General features: G+C 39.6%; 15 protein-coding genes and 1 CRISPR repeat array. Of the genes, 10 read left to right on the top strand and 5 right to left on the bottom strand.

Features of this window, described 5'->3' with window-relative positions:
• Nucleotides 1-93 precede the first annotated feature (93 nt).
• The 9 genes from H6H03_RS17515 to cas2 all read left to right on the top strand — a co-directional run bounded on the left by H6H03_RS17515 (nucleotide 94) and on the right by cas2 (nucleotide 10,028).
• Nucleotides 94-264, top strand: coding sequence for a hypothetical protein (locus tag H6H03_RS17515; RefSeq protein ID WP_190956354.1), 171 nt, complete (start codon nucleotides 94-96; stop codon nucleotides 262-264).
• 24 nt (nucleotides 265-288) lie between these two features.
• Nucleotides 289-2,985: a CRISPR-associated protein Csc3 gene (locus H6H03_RS17510; protein ID WP_190956353.1), complete on the top strand. Its 2,697-nt coding sequence runs from the start codon at nucleotides 289-291 to the stop codon at nucleotides 2,983-2,985.
• Nucleotides 2,986-3,002: 17 nt separating this feature from the next.
• The gene (gene cas7d / locus H6H03_RS17505; RefSeq protein ID WP_190956352.1) at nucleotides 3,003-4,022 is read left to right on the top strand and encodes a type I-D CRISPR-associated protein Cas7/Csc2; all 1,020 of its coding nucleotides are present in this window, start codon (nucleotides 3,003-3,005) and stop codon (nucleotides 4,020-4,022) included.
• 3 nt (nucleotides 4,023-4,025) lie between these two features.
• Nucleotides 4,026-4,784 carry a type I-D CRISPR-associated protein Cas5/Csc1 gene (gene cas5d, locus H6H03_RS17500; protein ID WP_190956351.1) on the top strand — a complete coding sequence of 253 codons (759 nt, stop codon included), beginning with the start codon at nucleotides 4,026-4,028 and terminating at the stop codon, nucleotides 4,782-4,784.
• The gene (gene cas3 / locus H6H03_RS17495) at nucleotides 4,777-7,056 is read left to right on the top strand and encodes a type I-D CRISPR-associated helicase Cas3' (protein ID WP_190956350.1); all 2,280 of its coding nucleotides are present in this window, start codon (nucleotides 4,777-4,779) and stop codon (nucleotides 7,054-7,056) included. The genes cas5d and cas3 overlap by 8 nt, the downstream gene beginning before the upstream one ends.
• 29 nt (nucleotides 7,057-7,085) lie before the next feature.
• Nucleotides 7,086-7,904 (top strand): CRISPR-associated endoribonuclease Cas6, encoded by an 819-nt coding sequence (cas6, locus tag H6H03_RS17490; RefSeq protein ID WP_190956349.1) that lies wholly within the window; start codon nucleotides 7,086-7,088, stop codon nucleotides 7,902-7,904.
• A gap of 78 nt (nucleotides 7,905-7,982) precedes the next feature.
• A complete protein-coding gene (gene cas4, locus H6H03_RS17485; protein ID WP_190956348.1) occupies nucleotides 7,983-8,576 on the top strand; it encodes a CRISPR-associated protein Cas4 in 594 nt (197 codons plus the stop codon).
• Between the two features lie 78 nt (nucleotides 8,577-8,654).
• Nucleotides 8,655-9,659: a type I-D CRISPR-associated endonuclease Cas1d gene (cas1d, locus tag H6H03_RS17480; RefSeq protein WP_190956347.1), complete on the top strand. Its 1,005-nt coding sequence runs from the start codon at nucleotides 8,655-8,657 to the stop codon at nucleotides 9,657-9,659.
• Between the two features lie 81 nt (nucleotides 9,660-9,740).
• Nucleotides 9,741-10,028: a CRISPR-associated endonuclease Cas2 gene (gene cas2 / locus H6H03_RS17475; RefSeq protein WP_190956346.1), complete on the top strand. Its 288-nt coding sequence runs from the start codon at nucleotides 9,741-9,743 to the stop codon at nucleotides 10,026-10,028.
• Between the two features lie 211 nt (nucleotides 10,029-10,239).
• Nucleotides 10,240-11,220: direct repeats of the CRISPR family, unit length 37 nt; unit sequence GTTGAAATTTCATTTACTCCCTATTAGGGATTGAAAC.
• A 76-nt stretch (nucleotides 11,221-11,296) separates the two neighbouring features.
• Here the strand turns inward: cas2 and H6H03_RS17470 are convergent.
• Together H6H03_RS17470 and H6H03_RS17465 are read right to left on the bottom strand one after the other, a co-directional pair.
• Nucleotides 11,297-13,012 carry an alpha/beta hydrolase gene (locus H6H03_RS17470; protein WP_190956345.1) on the bottom strand — a complete coding sequence of 572 codons (1,716 nt, stop codon included), beginning with the start codon at nucleotides 13,010-13,012 and terminating at the stop codon, nucleotides 11,297-11,299.
• An 810-nt stretch (nucleotides 13,013-13,822) separates the two neighbouring features.
• On the bottom strand, nucleotides 13,823-14,761 hold the full coding sequence (locus tag H6H03_RS17465) for a DMT family transporter (RefSeq protein ID WP_190956344.1): 939 nt from the start codon (nucleotides 14,759-14,761) through the stop codon (nucleotides 13,823-13,825).
• Nucleotides 14,762-15,031: 270 nt separating this feature from the next.
• On the opposite strand from H6H03_RS17465, the gene H6H03_RS17460 reads away from it, so the two are divergent.
• Nucleotides 15,032-17,266: a cytochrome-c peroxidase gene (locus H6H03_RS17460; protein WP_242057891.1), complete on the top strand. Its 2,235-nt coding sequence runs from the start codon at nucleotides 15,032-15,034 to the stop codon at nucleotides 17,264-17,266.
• Between the two features lie 69 nt (nucleotides 17,267-17,335).
• Here the strand turns inward: H6H03_RS17460 and H6H03_RS17455 are convergent, their stop codons facing one another.
• The 3 genes from H6H03_RS17455 to H6H03_RS17445 form a co-directional block, all read right to left on the bottom strand.
• Nucleotides 17,336-18,637, bottom strand: a complete 1,302-nt coding sequence (locus H6H03_RS17455; protein WP_190956343.1) for a serine hydrolase — start codon at nucleotides 18,635-18,637, stop codon at nucleotides 17,336-17,338.
• Nucleotides 18,638-19,253: 616 nt separating this feature from the next.
• Nucleotides 19,254-20,432, bottom strand: a complete 1,179-nt coding sequence (locus tag H6H03_RS17450; RefSeq protein WP_190956342.1) for a GNAT family N-acetyltransferase — start codon at nucleotides 20,430-20,432, stop codon at nucleotides 19,254-19,256.
• A gap of 327 nt (nucleotides 20,433-20,759) precedes the next feature.
• Nucleotides 20,760-20,966, bottom strand: a 207-nt coding sequence (locus tag H6H03_RS17445) for a hypothetical protein (protein ID WP_199338977.1), incomplete at its 5' end; no start/stop codon positions are given.

Raw genomic sequence — 20,966 nt, 5'->3', positions numbered from 1 at the left:
AGAGTAACTTCAATGTTTATATGACACTAGACAAAATTCATGCTTATACTTAGAGCAGGTAGATGTCGTTCAACCTGCAAGAGGTCATAGGTTATGAACTACTCAGTGGAGTATATCGCTCACAAGATTGCTGAATGTCTGGTTCTGATTGACAACTATCAACGCGAAATCCGTCGATTGAGGAGCGTAATCGCAGATTTGAAATGTCAACCAGTAACTAACGACGAAGGCGAAGTCATAAGTTATAACGACTTTGAGAGCTAAATCTAGATAGAAGTTAGCATTATTATGATCAAGCGCAATAGGCTTTTAAATCGCCCTCCCAAAAGCTTGGAGGAGCGTTATTTTAGCGAAATTCGCCCCCAACTTTACGAAAATCACGCACATCATCATCAGTATGGAGTCAGGAAAGGGACAACTCTTGCAGAACATCTAGACTCTGCGTGCCAATTTATTTTGACAGTCAGCCGAATAGCTGAAGTACCTGAAAATAAGCGACCTTTGTTACTGGCTGCGACGGCTGTTCACGATCTGAATAAATTAGATCCTCAAGAACGAAAAGTAAAAACCTTAGCTAGGAACAAAGATTTTTTAAGGGAACAGCTTGAAAAAGGTTGTGTATTACCTTTTGTGGCAACAGAAGATGACTTTGAATTAGTCAGAAAGCTGATTGAACGCCATTCAGGCCACAACGTAAGTGATGGAGCAAGATTTCTACCAGAAGACCCAAATATTGAACGTTGGGCGGCTATGCTGACGGCTGCTGACTTGTTTGATTTAGGTATTCCAGATGAAAAACGCTTTCGCAAACTGGAAACAGAATTAACCGTTGCTTTTGATAGGAGTTGTAAACTTTTTAGAGTACGCCTTTGTGAAGATAAAGGTTATATTACAGCCTTATTACTGGGTGCTTGCGAAGAAGTTTTACAAAAGTATGGCTTACATTCTTTAGCAATTTTTCCCGACGGCGAACTTTTTGAAGGGGAAGCTTTACCAAATGTAGATTTGACAAAAGAAATAGCTGCTGTTTGGCAAAGTAAAATTGACCAAGTTTTTGGGAATAATATCGAAAGGCTGGTCAGACCTACCAAAGACGGTATTAAAGTTACTCAACAAGCTATCCAGCAAAATATTGATGAAGTATTAGTAAATGTTGAGGCTCTTTTAGAAAAGAAAAAAGCTAGTTATAAATCAGAAAAGATTGCTAAAGATGTCACCAAGTGGGGTGATGCCGCTGGTACAGAAGCATTAAAAAAAGCAGCTGAACTTGGTTTAATACCTGTAAGTAATTCAGAAGAATTTGCTATATCTGAAGGCTTGAAAGCAGCTTATCTCAGTTATCGTGAAGCTGGGTTAAGCCCCAAAGAAGTATGGGATAAAATTGCTACTCATACTGGAATTTCTGAACAACAGCGCATTGCAATTGAGCCGTTTAACGGTCAATATGGGCGACCTTTATTTGCTGCTAAGGCTGCTGTTAAGGGAATTGATGGTATTAAAGAAGCTCTAAAAGAATCTTTTCAACTACGAACAGAAAGTACACAAACCTCAGAAGAAATAGAGGTATCTGAGGAAATAGTTGCAGCCGTTAACAGAATGGTAAATTTACCTTTTGCTATTCGATTAAATGGGGCCAATGATTTAAATGCTTATGTAGAAGCAAATCCTAGACAAAGATGCTCTTTAGGTTTTACATCTACTGATATAGATGAACTAATTTCAGATAATATGCCTCCTGGTACAAAAGTACAAGCTTTTTCTAACCGCTTGCCAGGTGGTATTAGTGCAGAACCTAAAAGACAAGCAGATTCAATTGCAGCTTTAGCTTATCAATTGATGGCAGTTGGGGCAAATTTTCCGGCGGTTAAAAAACAAGACCCACTTTATTTACATTTCTCTTTACCCAAAGGTGCTTGTCCAGAGTTTTTGAGAATATGGCGAGACTATATAGATGAACTTGTTGCTACTAATGCTGAGGGAGGGCCTGTAGCCGCTGATGAACTTCAACTATATCGAGATGGAATTTTGAAATTTACTGCTAACAAAGTTGTTGGCTTTGCACTACCTAAACGTCGAGAATTTGTTCACTCTAATATAGTTACCCCTATTGGTTGGGGAGATGCTAATGCTTCCTTAGCTTTACTGAAATCATTGAGGCTAGGTTTAGAAATATCGTTGTCTTTAGATATTGGCTTTCCTTTTACTCTTAGTAGCAACTTAGAAGTTGAGTTATTTAATGATATTTATGGACGAGTAGAAGGAATTCCTGCTGCACTACAACCTTTACTAGGAAGTGGACAATATCAGCAGCGACAAGATGCAGAAAAAATTCTTGAAAGACTACGCTGTATTGGCAAACTAGCAATATCTGTGGCAAGTATTCAAAAAGCCGATGATTGCTTATATGATTTGTCGCGTGCTTGTGTCAGACCGATTGAGCTTTATTACGTTTTGATACGTTGGGCTTTACGAGAGCAAGATGAACCAAATTTTCGACTAGTTTGGAGTCGCATTTCTATCCCGCTAAATACTTTATTAAACCTTATGCCAAGTAATGAAAACACGCTATTAACTCAATATCTCAAAGAATCAGCTGCAATTGCATCTGAAGCGAAACTATGGGGAAGTTCTCGTGATAAACGTACATCATTAGTAGAACCTTTTGCCAAGTTTACCGCAGCTGTTCGTTCACATAAATCCTATATGGATTTAGATTTAATGTTTGCTGCATTAGTACAGCAATACCATACTCGCTTAGACCGAATTCGTGAACATGGAGTTAAGAAAACTAAGTATGAACAAATCAAACGCTACTATGCAGTTTTACGAAAGCTCTATGAAGAGGTTTATCAATCACGACCAGAAAAACTTTTAGCCGATCAAAAAACTTTGGAAGCGGCTTACTTGTTCTTCTTTGAAGAAGCAGATGCTCTACTAAAGAGTAAGCCTAATAACGAATCTGTAGAAGCTACTACATCTTTATAATCAATCAGGAGTTTGTCATGTCAATTCAAAAGCTTTCGTCAGTTCTGGCAACTACTTATGAAAACTTCCCAAAAGGACGTTTCATCACTTTAGTAGTTTTACGAACAACTCATTCTGAAACCATCTTTCGTACAGAAGGTTCAGGCGAACCATTATGTAGCGAGTTTGTGCAAGCTGGTGTTAGCAATGACAATATTATTCAACGTTTAGTAATGACTAAACGTAAACAAGTAGCACCAGAAAGACGCTATGGACGAGAGCATTTAAGAGCGCATGAGCTTTTATATACTAACATTAAAGATGGTTCTCTGTGTTCGTTAAATACTAATTCACCTTGCGAAATGTGCGTAGATTGTTTCCTTTACGGTTTCGCTGCTGGTGGGGGTGGCGCACAGAAAAGCCGCATTTGGACTGAGGACGCTTTTAGTATTTTACCTGCTAGTGATGTCGTAGGCGATCGCACTATTAACGCCATCTACGAAAATGGCACAATGCGTGATGAAAAAGGTAACGCATCTACAGCTTTAAACACTAGCGAATATATCAAACCAGGTGTGCATTTTCTAGATGTAGTCACCTTAAAAGATGTCACTGCTGATGAACTGCGCTACATCATCGGTAATATTCTGTTCACCAGTCGTTATGGTGCAGTTTCCAGTCGTGTGGGACGTATGGAAAATCAAATATTAGGTGCGTTTGGCAGTATTACCGAACTTCCTAGTTCTTTGGAACTTGTACAAGCTACCTATGATGTTTTAGGTAAGCCTTTAGAACATCCTTTGAACATTAATCAATTAAGTACAGCTTGCAAGCAAGTAATTGCAAATTGGCAAAACAAGAGAGGGGTATCTTTGCAATTATCTGAATCAGAATTAACAGATTTAATAACTGATGTAGAAACTCACTGGTCAGAAGCAGAACGTGATAATTTCCTCAAACGTTTAAGCCAATCTTATGAACCTTTCCGTCAGGTAGCAGCTGAGAAGAAAAAGGCTAAAGGTAAAGGCAAAAATACACCAGTTGAAGTTGAGAGTTAGATTATGTCAACAATTCCTTTTCAGCAGGCAAAACTTGTTGAACTATACTGTCTTGAACCAGTCTTTTTTGCCTCTAGGGAGTTGTCTGATACCTATTACACTGAGGGGGTAATTGGGAATTATGCTCTTACCTATGCTTTAGGTTTGGTAAATTCCCCCTATCGCCTCCAAGGTCAGGCTACAGGACGACCAACCTACAAAGAAGATTTACAACCAATAGTACGGGATTTTTATATCTTACCAGCTTCACCTATAGGCAGAGTTACATTCAGATTTGAACGTTTTAATGCTCTTTCTGATGCTTATTGGTATGCAATGACTAATAACCGAGTTGCGATAGCGCGAGAAGATTTACCATTACAACGCCAAGGGAAAAAACCAAATTCATTTAGACCGAGTAATTTTCCCCAAACTGGAAGACTGCGAATGATTGAACGCGGTAATAAATTTCAAACTTTGGTATTTGGGAATCATCAATTACCTGCTTATATTCGCGTTGGTAAATTCATGAGTAAAGTTAAAGTGAAAGTAGTCAATGAATTTCCTGTGACTTTACTACCAGAAGGTGAATATCAAACTCAAAATTATCTCAATGTTGCTGATTTACCACAGCAAATAGAGACTTTAGCTTTCGATTTGATTTCTATTCCTCCTGCGCCCATCATTAAAAATCTGCGTTTTCGAGGTGCTGCTTGGCAGGTTGGAGAAATGATTGTACCAGCAGGATTACATTTTTGCGGTAGAGAAAGTAGCAATGAGTAATCAAAAATTTGTTATCAGATTAGAACCACGTAGTATTTCAGCTTGTGCATCGCCAGATAAAATATCTTTCATTAGGAATGCACTTCAACATCAACTAGATGTATTTGAACAATCTAAGGATGCAGATATTATCCTCGATTTAGCACCAACTGGCACAGGTAAAACTAAAGCAGGATTAACAGTATTAAAACATCAGCCTAATAAAAGTGCTGTTTACATTGCCCCAACTAATGCTTTAATTGAACAGCAAACAGAAGCCGCAAAACAATTTGTGCGCGATGCTAACTTACCTCATGTAGTTAAATCAGCTTCGGCTAAAGATGTTAAAAGCTGGCCGCAGGATAAAGTTGGTAGGCGTTCAGGAGAAAAGTTATATAATATTTTGCGGAATCCTGCTACTGTTTTTGATGATGTTGGAGCGAATACACCAATACTATTGGTAACAAATCCTGATACTTTCTACTATGCAACTTTTTTTGCATATAACCAGCTTGATAGAGGTAATATTGCTGCTGGTTTTTACACAAAATTTTCTACAGTCATTTTTGATGAATTTCATCTCTACGATGCAAAACAGCTAGTAGGAATGCTGTTTTATCTTGCCTATTCTCATGTTTTTCGTTTTTTTCAACATGGAAGAAAGGTTGTATTGCTAACAGCAACACCAGAACCAGCTTGTGAGTTAGCTTTAGAAAATTTAAAACAGGCTGGCGTAAGAATAGCGAGAATTGATGGAGAAGTGGGTAATACTAATCTTTTAGCATCACAGACAGCGGTTAATCTGGAATTAAGACCAAAACCAGAAAGTAAGGATGAGTGGTTAGCAGAATTAGCCGCAGAAGTTATTCATCGTTTTCGAGAAAGGCCGCATGAAAATGGTGCAATAATTCTTGATTCTTTAGATAATATTAATCGCTTATCAGATTTGTTACGGCAACAAGGACTTAGCGATTATATAGGACGGATAACTGGCCCTGCACCTAAACGAGATAGACAAAGGGCTATGCAGCGCCAAATAATTTTAGCTACTAGCACTGTAGATGTAGGATTTAACTTTGAAAGACATCCCGAACCAAGACGACAAAATTTAGACTGGTTGATTTTTTCAGCACGCGATCGCGCCGCATTTTGGCAGAGAATTGGTAGAGTTGGGCGCGTTTTAGGTAAATCTGTAACTAATATTGATTCAGAGGCTATTGCTTACTTACCTGCTGATGCTTGGAAAGAAGGCTTAACTGACCTTAATACTACTGGAGGACGTACAGCACTAAAAGAAATGCTGGATAATCTTCCATGTTTAGATAAACCTTTTTTAACAGCTTATTGGCGTTCAGAAGCCTCTCTAGAAATTGCACGTCCTTTGTTAGAACTAGAGGAAGTATTTGACAATTTACCAGATGCGGAATTAATTCCAAAACTGTTTAATACTCTAAAATCAGTTTTGGATAATAAACGTAGTTGGGAAGATTATCGCCACAGAATGAAAGTTTTACGAGGTGCGGAAAACATTGCTAAAGAATCTTTAGAGAAATTAAAAACAGGCTGGAAATTTCTTAAAGGTGGTCAAGCTTTTGTCAAAACCTTTATCAAGGTAACATCCCCTGAAGAGTGGGAAGATTTACAAGCCGGACGTACAAAATTAGACGCATACGAGAAGATTTTTAAAGAACATAATGATTTATTGTCTGACCTCAAAGAATTTGCTGAGGTTTTTAGTATAAGCTACGCCCCATTATTTAGTTTTCGTTACAGTTTGTTTGAAAGCCTTCCCATTCGTGACCCTTATAATTTAGTCACAGATGAATCTGAAGAAACTCAATTAGATCCTTTTCATCTATTACGTTATTATGAATTTGCTCAAAATGGTGATTTTATCGAAATAAAAAGTCGTGCTACCGAAACCTATAAACTGAGCTTTAGAATGCGTTATTGTGGTAGCCGACAGGAGTTTGCTAATACAGAGATAAATAAATTAACGGCTTTCAAAAATTGTCGAGTTGTCCGCAGTATTGGAGAATCAATACAACCAACAACTGCATTACAAGCATTGTCAAAACATCTATTACCAGGAGTAATTATTTGTCCTCGAACTAATGCTGCTGCTCTTTTTCAATTACATAAACAAGGAATTTTTTCCTACACCATAACTATTGCTTGTGATGATGGTGATAGACAATATGAATTTCTAGCAGGCTTATCGGGAATTTTAACAATGGCAATGAAGTACAATCAGCTACGTCTTCCAGATGATGAAGTTTTTATTGCAGGGTAACTAACTCTACTCGACTAAGAAAAGAAAATATGCCTCACAGCCTCGTCCTCAACCTGATTCCCCAATCTCCCATTTACCCGGAATTCCTGACTGGGAGACACTACCACGCGCTATTTCTCACCCTCATCAATTCTGTTGATTCCAGCTTGGCAGAGTATCTGCACTCCTCTAACGCAGATAAAGCCTTCACTCTCTCACCGTTGCAAATACAACGACAACACAAACAACATCACCACACGTTGCAATTTAGTCATCAAAAACCGATTCCGGCTGGTACTCCCTGCTGGTGGCGTGTTTCTCTACTCGATGACACTTTGTTTAGTAAACTAACCGGACTTTGGCTAAATCTTAACCCCGATCGCCCTTGGCATTTGGGTTCTGCAAACCTACATATTACCAGTATTCAAGGTACTCCGCAATCTACGCAACCTTGGGCTAATGCTTGCAGTTATACACAATTGTACGAGCAAGCATCCGAAAGCGATCGCACCCTCAATTTCACCTTCGCTACACCTGTATCCTTCCGCCAAGGTGGATATGATAATGTCCTCCCTATCAAGGAATCTGTGTTCAATAGTCTTTTGAGTCGTTGGAATAAATACAGTGGAATTGAAATCTCTAATATTGCCGTTGAATCAATTTTTCCCAGTGCTTTTAATATTAATACCGAAGTTATAAGCAACTATGAAAGTAAATTTATAGGTTGCGTTGGCAGTATTAGCTATCGGATTTTGGGAGATGTTCCAGCCCTGGCAATTAAGCAAATTAATGCTTTAGCTGACTTTGCGTTATATGCAGGGTTGGGACGTAAAACAACGATGGGAATGGGAATGGTACGGCGAACATAAATTTATATCACGCAGAGACGCAGAGGCGCAAAGAGTAAGAGTTTGAGATTTGAAATTGTGAAATAGTTAGTTGAAGATATGAATGAAAGTGATTACATTCCTATTGCTGCATTGAATCAATACAGCTATTGTTCGCATCGCTGTTGGCGAATGTTTTGTGCGGGAGAATTTATTGATAATCAATACACTATTGAAGGTACAAGTTTACACGAACGAGTCCATACAGTTGGTGAAGGTCAACGTGAAGATACTTGGCAAATCCGAGCAATTTGGCTGAAATCTGAAAGATACAAACTAATAGGTAAATCAGATTTAATTGAATCTGAAAATGGGGAATTTTATCCAATCGAATACAAGCGAGGACGTAAAGGCGAATGGGATAACGATGAATTGCAAGTTTGCGCTCAAGCTTTGTGTTTAGAAGAAATGACAGGTAAAGTTATCAATACTGGCTATATCTACTACGCACAAACCCACCAACGGCAAATAGTCGAGATTTCAAAAGAATTGCGTCAAAATGCGATCGCCACTATTAAAACAGTCCAAACACTACTATTTACAGGTGCAATGCCCAAAGCTATCAAATCAAAACGCTGTGAAGGATGCAGTCTATATTCACAGTGTTTACCTCAAGCTACAGAAAAAGTAGAACGCTATCAAGAAGGGAATTAATCAGAATTCTTGTAGAGACGCGATTCATCACGTCTAAAATACCAGTTTTTTTACCAACAATTAATTGAAAATGAAATTATGGGTACAGTATACGTCACTCAGGAAGATGCTTTCATTGGAAAAGTTGATGAAAGGCTACATATCAAATTTGAGAAAAAAACAATTTTAGATGTCCCATTAATCAAGATAGATGGTGTTGTAGTTTTAGGACGCGCAACTGTTTCACCAGCCGCTATCTCTGAACTATTAGAACGACATATACCTGTTACTTTTCTCACAGAAAATGGCCGTTATTTAGGAAGGATAGAACCAGAAGTGACCAAAAATATTTTTGTGCGTAAAGCCCAATGGCAAGCAGCAGGTGAATCAGCCCAAGCAATTCATGTAGTACAAGGTTTTGTGCGCGGGAAGTTAAAAAACTACCGTAATCTCTTGAACCGTCGTCAACGTGAAAATCTAGATTTAGATTTATCTGTAAATGTAACACGTTTAGAGCAAGCGATCGCACCCATCGAAACTACTAAAAATATTAATTCACTGCGCGGTTTAGAAGGTGCCGGAAGTGCTGCTTATTTTGGTTGCTTCGACCAATTAATTAGGACTACAGAATTTAGTTTTAATAACCGCGTTCGTCGTCCTCCAACCGATCCGGTTAATTCTTTACTCAGCTTTGGCTATTCATTATTGCGCCATGATATTCAAGGTGCAATCAACATTGCTGGATTCGATCCATATCTAGGATATTTACATTGCGATCGCTACGGTAGACCATCACTAGCATTAGACTTAATGGAAGAATTTCGTCCCTTAGTTGTAGATGCAATAGTATTGTCTGTATTAAATAAACAATTGTTAACAAAAGCAGATTTTATCACAGAACCTTTGAGTGAAGCAGTTTCTCTAACCCCAGAAGGACGAAAAAGATTTTTGCAGCAATATGCACAAAAGAAACAATCCGAATTTAAACATCCTGTTTTCGGACGCAAATGCACTTATCAAGAAGCATTTGAATTACAGGCTAGATTATTAGCGAAATACTTAATGGGTGAAACCGAAAAATATCCACCATTAGTTTTGAAGTAGAAAGTTAGCAATTAGTAGAGACGCGATTAATCGCGTCTCTAGAATATTCATTAGTGTAGAAAGTGGAGAAAAAACCTAGTAATGAATGTTGTTGTATCTTATGATATTTCAGAAGATAAACGTCGCACTAAAATTCATAAAGTTCTCAAGTCCTATGGACAATGGGTACAGTACAGTGTATTTGAATGCCATCTGACCGATACTCAGTATGCAAAATTGCGATCGCGCTTGAACAAGTTAATCAAGCCTGAAACAGATAGTATCCTATTTTACTTTTTATGTGCCTGCTGTCTAAGTAAAGTAGAACGTATTGGTGGGGAAAAAATTCGTGATGACTCTATTTTCTTTGCTGAATGCGCGGATGGGTAGGTGTTCAAAACCAAATTGCGGGAAGTAACCTTGAAACCCTCCTGCTGCAATAGTTTTGGAGAAAATAGCTAAGAAAGTACCCGCGCACCTTACACAGACTACGTTCTAGCTATTTTCCTAAAATTCAATGTCAATTCTACATGCTATGATTATCTCGTTCGCGCTACCGAACCTTGAAAACCCAATACAAACTGTATTTCAGGCTACCGCTGTTGAAATTTCATTTACTCCCTATTAGGGATTGAAACATATTCAAGCTCAATTCCGAATTCTGTGCCTGCTGGCAATGTTGAAATTTCATTTACTCCCTATTAGGGATTGAAACATATTAGCAAGTATTTGAATCAACGGCTCAGACGTTGAAATTTCATTTACTCCCTATTAGGGATTGAAACAATACTATTTGGGATGATGTAGCAGGCTACGCGGGGTTGAAATTTCATTTACTCCCTATTAGGGATTGAAACCAATCTTGCGAAAAACGTCTTTCACGGAAAAAATTAGGTTGAAATTTCATTTACTCCCTATTAGGGATTGAAACCTCTTTCAATTCCATCAGGCTCACTTTTACTGAGGTTGAAATTTCATTTACTCCCTATTAGGGATTGAAACTGCGATAATAATTTTAATGATGACTTTCCTCCACGTTGAAATTTCATTTACTCCCTATTAGGGATTGAAACGCATCTACTCTGGAGCATGAACAAGGATATCAGTCCGAGTTGAAATTTCATTTACTCCCTATTAGGGATTGAAACAAAAAGTTCATCCCCATCGGCAGGGTCAGTGTTGCCATGTTGAAATTTCATTTACTCCCTATTAGGGATTGAAACCGGATAAATCATCTTCTGAGATATCGCCATTGAGTTGAAATTTCATTTACTCCCTATTAGGGATTGAAACTTATTGGGCGATGGCTTCAGTAATTGCAGCGATCGGTTGAAATTTCATTTACTCCCTATTAGGGATTGAAACGAGCGAAGGTTTTTAAGCGATCGGCAAAAGTAGTCCGTTGAAATTTCATTTACTCCCTATTAGGGATTGAAACATAGATATCCCTGCTGGTACTGTGAAATCCTTAAAGGTTGAAATTTCATTTACTCCCTATTAGGGATTGAAACCTGAAGCGGAGCCTACCCCAAAAGAGCCTCCGCAGTTGAAATTTCATTTACTCCCTATTAGGGATTAAAAGTTATTCCACAATCAAATAAAAATCATCACATTCAGCAATGAAACACCAATATCCAGCATCCAAAATCCGAAGCTGACTATGGTGTTAGGAACTTTTTTTTTAAAGAGTTACCTCCTTTAACATCCAGCACTTGTGCTAATTCAGTTGGATTCAATGACTTAACGAGACTCAAACCAAGAGACTTACTAGAAATGCTTTGAGTGTAGCTAGCATTGAGATAACGAACGTATTGTGGCTTTCCTGCAACATAAGTTTGGAAGAAAGGCAAACTTAAAACATTCATGTAACGACGCGCTTGGGAAGCATCGCCAATCATTTCAGCAGGTAATGATAATTGTTGATTTGTCGGATTAGCGTTACCAATGGTGGAAAAGTGAGTGGCACCTGCAAGCATGACAAGATACTTTTGTGGATTTGCCAGCCACGAGAAAGGTAGAATTTGCTCGTATAAAGCCGGTGCAACAGTGTCATCGCTACTGCTGACAATCATCACTGGAGTTTTGATTTGATTTAAGCCAGCTTGGCCGAAAATAGAACTAGTAATTGGATTAACTGCGATCGCTGCTTTAACTCTCTCATCCCGCAGGTTATAATCTTTGGCAAAATTATTAATATTCAATTCCAAAGCACGACACTGGAGCAGTAAAGACATATTCCAGGTTTTTTTCAGTCCTGTTAGCTGACAGTCTTGTTTTAACTGCTCAAAGTTGATTTTAGCGCCTGCCAAGGCCAAAGCTGTGTAGCCTCCCAAAGATTGACCAAATACGCCAACGTTTTGCACATTTAACCGATTTTTAAAGCGTAAATCAGATTGGTTAGCTTTTTCCAATTGATTCAATATATATGTCACATCTAAAGGTCGGTCTTTAAATTCACTTGGTTGTGCTAAGTCGTTGGCGTGTTTATTCAACAGCGAACGCAATTTTTTAGTATCGCTAGCAGGATGATTGGGAACAACTACAGCAAATCCGTATGAAGCTAAATGAGAAGCTAAATATTGAAAATTGCTGCTGTCTAAACCCAAGCCGTGAGAAATCACAATTACAGGCGCGCGAGTTGAAATTTTAGGAATGTAAACATCAGTTAATAAAAGCCGATCGCGCTTTGAATCAAAAAACTTTAACGTATATTTTTGTGACTTAAACTTTCCCAGAATTTCTAAGTTAGGTAATTGTGATAAATTTGGCTTTTGGATACTATTAGCTTCGATATTTGACTTGTAGGAAACTGCGGCGATCGCTCGATGGGTTTGATTAACAAGTTTGTCCAATTCTGTAGCTATTTGAAAAGTCTGCGCTACATCAAGATGAATGCTCTTGCTAGGATATTTACGTAACACATTTAAAAGTGTTAAGCCTCCTGATTCGGCAGACGCTGAAATAAGTGCCGAACGCAAAGCACCAAATTCTGATTCTGGCTGAGAAGATTTGGTTTTAATCACTTGCGCCAACCGAGCCAGCAGAAATTCTCCTTGGGATGTGTACAGAAGTTGTGAAACTACTGCCGGACTAACTTTCACGCGATTGAGTAAAATTCGCCGCAATTCTTCAAGCTTTTCAACAGGTAAATATTGTTGATATGCTGCTAAATCATCGCTAATTACACCTGTTTTGGCGTACTTTTCTAAAGCTGTCACTGAAATCGAAAGCTCTAGAGCTGAATAAGATGCATAAATGCGTTCTGCTGCCAAGACAGAATTACTAATTCCAAACGTTGGCAGCACCATTGAAAGAACCAGCAATAGGGAATTTTTTCTCAGGGTGCTGGCCCAATTACCAAACAAACTATTCATCGCTCAACTGTTTCGGTGGTCTGATTTTGATGTGTTGGCTTTGGTAGTTTTTCGGGCGCCCTGCTTGGTTTACAAAAGAATTCAGAATGCAGAATTCAGGAGTCAGAATTCAGAATTCAGAATTCAGAATTTATTATGATTTGTGTATCAATTGCAGATAGCACAGCATTAGCAAGTCCGCGAGCATCTGAATAAATGGGTTTTAAGAGCCTATTTATAAAGTAAATATTAAGTAGTTAGGATTAGCCGTAACGCACCAGATACCTTGGTGCGTTAAGCTTCGCTATAACGCACCCTACATTTTAAGGTTTACTTTATAAATCACCTCTAAACCCCTACAAAATCATAGATTTGACAGTCAACATTCAACAGTTAACCATCAACATTAATTCCACCTTCTGAATTCTTCTTCAAACATTTTTTTGTTGGCTATCAATTGAACAAATTAGATTGCTACAAAGTCAAACTTGTGGGAAAAGTATCGATTTTACAGAAGGATGACTTCAGTAGTTCGCCTTCACGAGAAAATCATAACAAACGAAAAAATATGCTGCCTCAGTATCTATGTTGTAACTTTGAATGTGCGACAAATTTACTAGGTTAAAAAAACACTAAACATTTTGAAAATAATTTCTATTAATCCTAATAAATCTTCTAGCCAGAATTGATAATTAACCGGAATCAAGTATGATTAGTATGAAAAATAAACAAATTTGCTGTTTATTTTTTTTACATTCTGACTTCTGAGTAACCCCTTTTCTACGAGAGACTGCGCCAACGGCCACTTTACTTTTCCTTATTGCCCATTGCCTATTGCCTATTGCCTTTATCACTTTTCCCCAAAGCGATCGCCACTGAACCTGCCACTACTAAACCTGCTCCTAATATTCCTAGAAAAGTCAAGCGTTCTGGTGGAATTAAATCAGGTGCGATCGCTGATACAACGGCAACTGATATTAATGTCACAATGGGAGCTAAAGCTAATACTGCACTGACTCGTGATGCTTCCCAATGTTCTAATGACTCCGCAAAAGCGCCGTAAGCAATTAGAGTATTCAAAGCACAAAAAATCAACATTCCTGAGTGCAAAGCGTCAAGTGTAAAAATTGATTTTACCTTAGCTACAGGAGTGAATAATAAAGTACACCCTCCGTAAATAATTAGCATGATGCTAGCGGAAGATAAAGATTGTAATAATTGCTTTTGTGCCAAAGCATAAATAGCCCATGCTGCTGCTCCTAGCACAATTAAAATGCTACCTAGTATATAGGTATTATGCGCTGTAATTAAATTTGTTAGCTGTTCTTTGAAAAATAAAAAGTAACCGCAAGTCAGTACGCTGACACCAATCCATTGATACAGGCGATAACGTTCGTGAAAAATTACTAAACCGCCCAAACCTAATAAAAGAGTAGCTAATTGAATCAGAACTTCAGCGTTAGCGGGTGATGTTAACGCTAAACCTTGCATAAATAAGAAGTAATTCATCGCCAAAAAGAGTGTAGCGATCGCTAATAATTTCCTAGAACCAGAACGCAATTGTTCCAACTTTGGTAATTTACCAGTTATTCCTAAATAGACAAAAAGCAGTACAAATGACACTAGGAAACGAAACCAAATAACTGTATATACATCCAATACTTGCAGAGTTACCGAAAGAGCGATCGGCAAAATTCCCCACAATAATACTGTCAACAATGATAAGGCTAGCCCTAAGCGCCAGCGACCAGAACTTTGATGTAGTGACATTTAAATATGCTATACAAACTATGGCTAATAATAAACTTAAACATATATATTTTACATATCTAACTTTTATCAAACTCTTGCTAGCTAAGCACACTAACCACTATTTACTATAAAAAATGTAAATAAAGATTGCTAGCTTTGCTCAACTGAGCTATGCCTTCAGAAGTTTTTTGTTCATATAAAATTAGTAATGATTTTACCTAAACAATAAATTTTAAGGTTTTTAACGAATGTATAATTTTTTTCAGTCTTAATTTATAACCAACAACTATGGGGACTATACCCGTAATAGTCTTGGTGCTAGTTTTGACTAGCTTACCAATTTATTTTCTACTCAATTCAAGAGGTCGATTTTCGCTCAAATTTCTGGTCACCAGAATTAAGCAAGCAGTCCCAGGCTTAGCTAATGAGCAAAAATTGGTGCGTTATGACCTCGATCAATTGCCTAGAGCAACGCCATCATCCAAATTACCTGTTGACATCAAACGTCAAAGGCAAAGATATAGATCTGCCAAGTTTAATGTTCTGCGATCGAGATTTTCCAAAACTATAGTAATTGCTGCCATGATTATGGTGGCAGTAATAGCTGGAAATACCGTATCAGCGCAGATTACCGCATCGCCACCTTCGCTCAAAGGTGTGCCTGTTCCAGAACCAGATAATCTGGCAGAGTTCGTAAAAGACAAAGCAGCCGCCATCAAATTAGGCAAGGCTCTTTTTTGGGATATGCAGGTGGGTAGCGACGGCGTGACCTCCTGTGCGACTTGTCACTTCCATGCTGGAGCCGACAACAGATCCAAAAATCAGATAGCTCCTGGGCTGTTGCGGGTTAACGCTAATGGTACAGAAAATCCGGATACAGTTTTTGATATAGGAGGACTACCAAACTATCAACTCAAGCCAGAAGATTTTCCCTTTCACAAGCTAGCAGACCCCAACGATCCTAACAGCGTCATATCCGATCGCAACGATGTCAGTTCCTCCCAGGGGGTTACCAATACTAAGTTTGTTGATGTCATACCTGGTAATGCGGAAGACCAAGTAAAAACTGAGCCAGATCCCGTGTTTAACGTGGGAGGCATAAATGTGCGCCGCGTTCAGTCCCGTAACACCCCAAGCGTAATTAATGCAGTATTTAACTTTCGCAACTTCTGGGACGGAAGGGCACAGAACATCTTTAATGGGGTGAATCCTTTCGGTTCGAGAGATCCTAACGCTTCTGTTGTCAAAGCAGAAACTCCAAACCAGCTCAAGTTTGTCAAAATCAGCCTGAATAATGCGTCTTTGGCTTCCCAAGCCGTCGGCCCACCACTGAGTTCCTTTGAGGTGTCTGCTGATGGTCGGACTTTTCAAGAGATTGGTGACAAGTTTGGGCGAACCAACGCTCCTAAAGGTAAAAAACTGCCCCGAAAACTTGCGAAAAAGTTATTTCCTCTCAGACCGCTAGGTAAACAGGTCGTACATCCAGAAGATAGTGTTTTAGGTGCAGATAGCAGATGGCCTAAACCCGGACTCAAAGATAGAACATACGATCGCATGATTCAAGATGCCTTTAAGCCGGAGTGGTGGAAGTCTAATAAACTCATCCAAATTGATACCCAAGGCAGACGCACTTTTGTCAAAAAGCCCGATCGCTCCTTGGAGACTAATGAGTATACATTAATGGAGTACAACTTCTCGCTATTCTTCGGTCTGGCAGTTCAGTTGTACGAGGCCACGCTGGTTTCTGATGATACCCCATACGATCAGTTCTTACAAGGCAACGCCAATGCCCTCACCGAGCAGCAGCAACTAGGTAAAAAACTGTTTGAAGGCAAAGCTCTGTGCATTGGTTGTCACACTGCGCCAGAATTCACCGCTGCTTCAGTAAGCAATGTGACTAAAAACGGACGAATCAAACGTGTGCCGTTTCCGCCAAACAGCCCTGAAGATAATGGCTTCTTCAGAATTGGTGTTAGACCTAACACAGACGATCTCGGCTTGGGTGGTAACGATGGTTTATTTGGTAACGGCCAAGGTAATCCACTGTCAGAGGCGCGATTGGCGCAGTTAGGGAAATTCCAGGTTCTCCTTGGTGAAAACCCGCCTACTCTCAATCCAACCTTGAAGCCTACGGAAACTGTGGTTGCAGATGGAGCTTTCAAAGCACCTGGACTTCGCAATGTGGAACTTACTGCTCCCTACTTCCACAATGGAGGTCAGGCGACTTTAGAACAAGTGATTGATTTTTACAATCGCGGTGGTGACTTTGGAGCGCTTCCCCGCCTGAATCTTTCACCACAAGAAAAGCAGCAATTAGTCGCCTTTTTGAAGGGACTAACTGATGACCGAGTTCGGCATGAAAAAGCACCTTTTGACCACCCACAACTGTTTATCCCTAACGGACATCCGGGTGATTCTACAAAGGTTACCAATGACGGTACTGGCAAAGCCACAGATAGCCTACTGGAAATTCCTGCTGTTGGTAAGGATGGTGGTAGTGGTACACCAAATTTTCTAAGCTAATACCATTTCAGGAAATACCTGATATGTATACATGGTAGGGGCGTACAGCTGTACGCCCCTACTTTATTGCTAACGAGTGCGCTCGCCAAAAGTCGGTTCTATGTTACTAACTTTGGTATGGTCTAGGTAATTGTAGACTCTTCTCGAAACTTCACGGACAAAATCTCCAGCTTTGGGATCGTGGTTTGGTCTTTGTACCAAAACACCCGCTAAATAGCTTTTGCCGTTGGGCATTTGAATAATACCTGCGTCACCAATGATAAATCTCAATGTACCAGTTTTGTGAGCGATGGTAGCTCCTTTACCAATGCCAGCTGGTAGTAAACTATTGGTTTTGACACGGCGCATAATACCTAAAACTCGATCGCGGCTGTTTGGCGAGAGCAAGCGATTATTATAAACTAACGCCGCCAATCTCACCAAATCTTTGGAACTAGTTGTATTTTTGCCAGGAATGTCTGGAAGTAAATTTTGCATTGCTGTATTTTGCAATCCCCAGCTACGAAAACGTTGGCTAACTTTTGCTGCACCGCCCAAGCGATCGAGAACCATATTGGTTGCGGTATTATCGCTGATTGTCATCATCAAAGTAGCAGTTTCTAGGACGCTAAATTTAGTTCCGATGGGTTTGTATTGCATCGTTCCAGCTTCACCAACCCTTAAATCGCGGCGCATCACTAATTTATCTGTGAGTTTAATTCTGCCAGCGTCTATTTCTTGAAAAAGAGCTACTAATAAGGGAAATTTAATTGTACTTGCAGCAGCAAATCTTTTTTCACCATTAATATCTATATAATTTCCTGTATCCAAATCTAAGAAAAATATTCCCGGATTCAATGTTTTATAACTCGCTAACAGACTGCGAATTTGAGAACTGAGACCGACCATTTCTTGACCAAGATTGACAACTCCCGCAAATGTAGTTGCATCTGTGGATTTAATGGCGAGATCTTCTCGATTTTCCCCGACGATGGGATTAGCTTGGCGGTTAAATGAATTGAATTTAACAATCCAATGAGAGCGGGAATCTCCCTTGATTGAAACATTCTGAGAAGTAATATCATAACCAGGAGCTAATTCGACGACAAAACGAGTTGTTTGAGAGTCTGGTTTGCCAAGGCGAATTTCTCTAATTGCATTCCCAAAACTTTGTTTGACGCTATCAGAATTAAAAGTAGTTCCAGGTAAATCAATGACTAATCGGTTGGGATTATCTAATAAAAACGCCTTTGGTTCTATGCCAGAAGTTGTAGTTAGGTCTAATTGATTTTGGCTAGAATCAAAATACCAAGACTGTAATTGTGAAGCTTTAGCTTGTCCGGCAAGCAGAACTAAACTGCTTAAACCAATGGCCAGTAGATGTGATTTCATGTTGAGATTGTGTGTGTGCAAGTAAGTAGCAAGTAATCAGCTTTACTTAGATTGTTTTCTGATGACTGTGTTGAACTTCCGGATAAAAATTCTAAATCCCATTGAGTTATAGCAGGCAATAGGCAATAGGCAATAGGCAACAGGCTTAAAAGTCTTTTTATCGGGGTTTGAGCACCGATTTATGTCCTAACCTACTTGACAACTGCTATATTTTTTGAGATCTATTTGGAATTAAATAAGCACAACAAATCATCATTACTCATCAAAAGTAAATTCCTGAGAATTTTAGTTTGTGACGTGAGTTGACAACAACGGAAATTGTTAATCTAGCGCAAGGACGAGCCAAGGGTCAATTATGTTTCCAACTTTATTTTTGTTGATTCACAAGTAAGTAAATGGGCATAGATAAATATAATATGTTCTCTCATTGCTTCGCTTCCCTCGCAATGACATCTTAGTTACCCAGAACCCTTGTAGAGACGTAGCACTGCTACGTCTCTACATCGTTTTTCACCTTATGAAGTATGGAAAACAGGCACAGGAGCAGAGGAGAATAATTAATGATCTATGCCCCATGCCCAATGCCCAATGCCCCATGCCCCATTTCCCATTCCCATTAAAAGAAATCAGCCACCCAAGGAGAACTAGCTGCAAATATTTGCGTAGCTGCTGAAATAGCTGTTTCTGTGCCATGCAGTTTTCCGGCTATTTGCAGATGGTAGGGTGAGAACAAACTTGTATATAGTGGTGCTAGTTCTCGGACATCTAGCTGCAACTCTCCTTTGCCACCTTTTGTAACTTCACCGCGTCCATTGGCAACAGAAAGGATGAATTTACCATTGTTTGCATCTATGACATTATCTTGAATTTCTAAGTGCAGTTCAGTTTCGATTCCTGATGGATAACCGCGCATGGACAATGCTTTGACAACATCTACTATTCGTAGCATCCAGCGAAACTGAGTCGAGATCTTAGCAGTTTGCTCTGGTAACGCCAATGTCAGGGTATCAATTGCAGAACTCTTCCAACGCACCTGCTGAATTTGGGAGCGATGCGTGGCTAGAAGAGACCAGAAGGTTTGTGTCGCAGCAGCTGTTTTTAGTACCCAATCTTTGACAAAGATAATTTCACCATTGTGTGTTCGTTGTTGAGCGAAGATGATATAACCTTCGGGTTTGTCTTTTGTACCAATGAGATAGGCATAGACTTGTTCGTTTTCATCTGGTTCGATTAATCGCCGCCAAATTGCGGGATGTCGGTCTAAATATCCATGCGTGAGTTTCGCTTGCTGCTGATATAGTTCGTGAAAGACTTGATGATTTATCGGAACTACTGGTTGCAAAGGTAGGGGTTGCTCCCGTACCCCAATGGCGTTGGTTGCGACTTCCCAAATGTACCAACTACCCCCTTGTTCGTACCCGACTTTTCGATACAGGGTTTGCACAGCTGGATAAAGAGCAGACAGCGGTACACCTCTGGCATAAAGTTCCTTGAGGGTGTGCTGCATCAGAGCGATCGCTCCTCCCGAACCACGGTATTCTGGAGCAATAGCTACTACCGCAATTCCCGTCATTGGTAAACGCTCACCACCCCACCACTGACCCATATTTAGAGTTGCTAACCCACCAATTAATTGCTGTGACTCCCGAATAATGCGAAAGTTTTCTACACCAATTTGGTTCATGTAAGCTTCTTCACCGCCAAGTGCGTTGACGAAACACTGCTTAAAGATAACCGCAAGCTGCTGAATATCCGGGGGATGCGCTAGAGTGCTGTATTCAAATTCGAGTGTCATCTCTTATACGTTTAATAATACAAAAGCAAAATTATACTACAACTCAAGTTGCTTGAATTCTAGACTTTTGCTGTGCGAACATAACCGCCAGGGACTATAGCAATCCTAAATGAGTCGTGAAAAATATGGATAAGGAAACGAACCGCCAAGGGCGCAAAGGGCGCAAAGGTAAGAAAGAAGAAAGAGATATATAATTTTCACAAATGATTTAGGACTGCTATATAAGTCCCTGTCTCATAGCTGAAGTCCTCTAGAAGAGGACTAATAAATCACATTATTTTTTTGAGTCATGGTTTATGCGTAAAAGTGCAAGATGTGAATTATAGTTCACCTTTGACCTTCTGAGGCTCGACGTTGACCTTCTGAGGCTCGACGTTGACCTTCTGAGGCTCGACGTTGACCTTCTGAGGCTCGACGTTGACCTTCTGAGGCTCGACGTTGACCTTCTGAGGCTCGACGTTGACCTTCTGAGGCTCGACGTTGACCTTCTGAGGCTCGACGTTGACCTTCTGAGGCTCGACGTTGACCTTCTGA

It is taken from the genome of Nostoc paludosum FACHB-159, from assembly GCF_014698835.1.
GTDB classification, from domain to species: Bacteria; Cyanobacteriota; Cyanobacteriia; order Cyanobacteriales; family Nostocaceae; genus Nostoc; species Nostoc paludosum.
Note: the sequence above shows the minus strand (reverse complement) of the source record. Positions and strands in the feature narration are given on the sequence as shown.

Excerpts from the sequence above, each read along its gene's own strand:
- H6H03_RS17515 (WP_190956354.1), top strand. The coding sequence starts at position 94 with ATGAACTACTCAGTGGAGTATATCGCTCACAAGATTGCTGAATGTCTG.
- H6H03_RS17510 (WP_190956353.1), top strand. The coding sequence starts at position 289 with ATGATCAAGCGCAATAGGCTTTTAAATCGCCCTCCCAAAAGCTTGGAG.
- cas7d (WP_190956352.1), top strand. The coding sequence starts at position 3,003 with ATGTCAATTCAAAAGCTTTCGTCAGTTCTGGCAACTACTTATGAAAAC.
- cas5d (WP_190956351.1), top strand. The coding sequence starts at position 4,026 with ATGTCAACAATTCCTTTTCAGCAGGCAAAACTTGTTGAACTATACTGT.
- cas3 (WP_190956350.1), top strand. The coding sequence starts at position 4,777 with ATGAGTAATCAAAAATTTGTTATCAGATTAGAACCACGTAGTATTTCA.
- cas6 (WP_190956349.1), top strand. The coding sequence starts at position 7,086 with ATGCCTCACAGCCTCGTCCTCAACCTGATTCCCCAATCTCCCATTTAC.
- cas4 (WP_190956348.1), top strand. The coding sequence starts at position 7,983 with ATGAATGAAAGTGATTACATTCCTATTGCTGCATTGAATCAATACAGC.
- cas1d (WP_190956347.1), top strand. The coding sequence starts at position 8,655 with ATGGGTACAGTATACGTCACTCAGGAAGATGCTTTCATTGGAAAAGTT.
- cas2 (WP_190956346.1), top strand. The coding sequence starts at position 9,741 with ATGAATGTTGTTGTATCTTATGATATTTCAGAAGATAAACGTCGCACT.
- H6H03_RS17470 (WP_190956345.1), bottom strand. The coding sequence starts at position 13,012 with ATGAATAGTTTGTTTGGTAATTGGGCCAGCACCCTGAGAAAAAATTCC.
- H6H03_RS17465 (WP_190956344.1), bottom strand. The coding sequence starts at position 14,761 with ATGTCACTACATCAAAGTTCTGGTCGCTGGCGCTTAGGGCTAGCCTTA.
- H6H03_RS17460 (WP_242057891.1), top strand. The coding sequence starts at position 15,032 with ATGGGGACTATACCCGTAATAGTCTTGGTGCTAGTTTTGACTAGCTTA.
- H6H03_RS17455 (WP_190956343.1), bottom strand. The coding sequence starts at position 18,637 with ATGAAATCACATCTACTGGCCATTGGTTTAAGCAGTTTAGTTCTGCTT.
- H6H03_RS17450 (WP_190956342.1), bottom strand. The coding sequence starts at position 20,432 with ATGACACTCGAATTTGAATACAGCACTCTAGCGCATCCCCCGGATATT.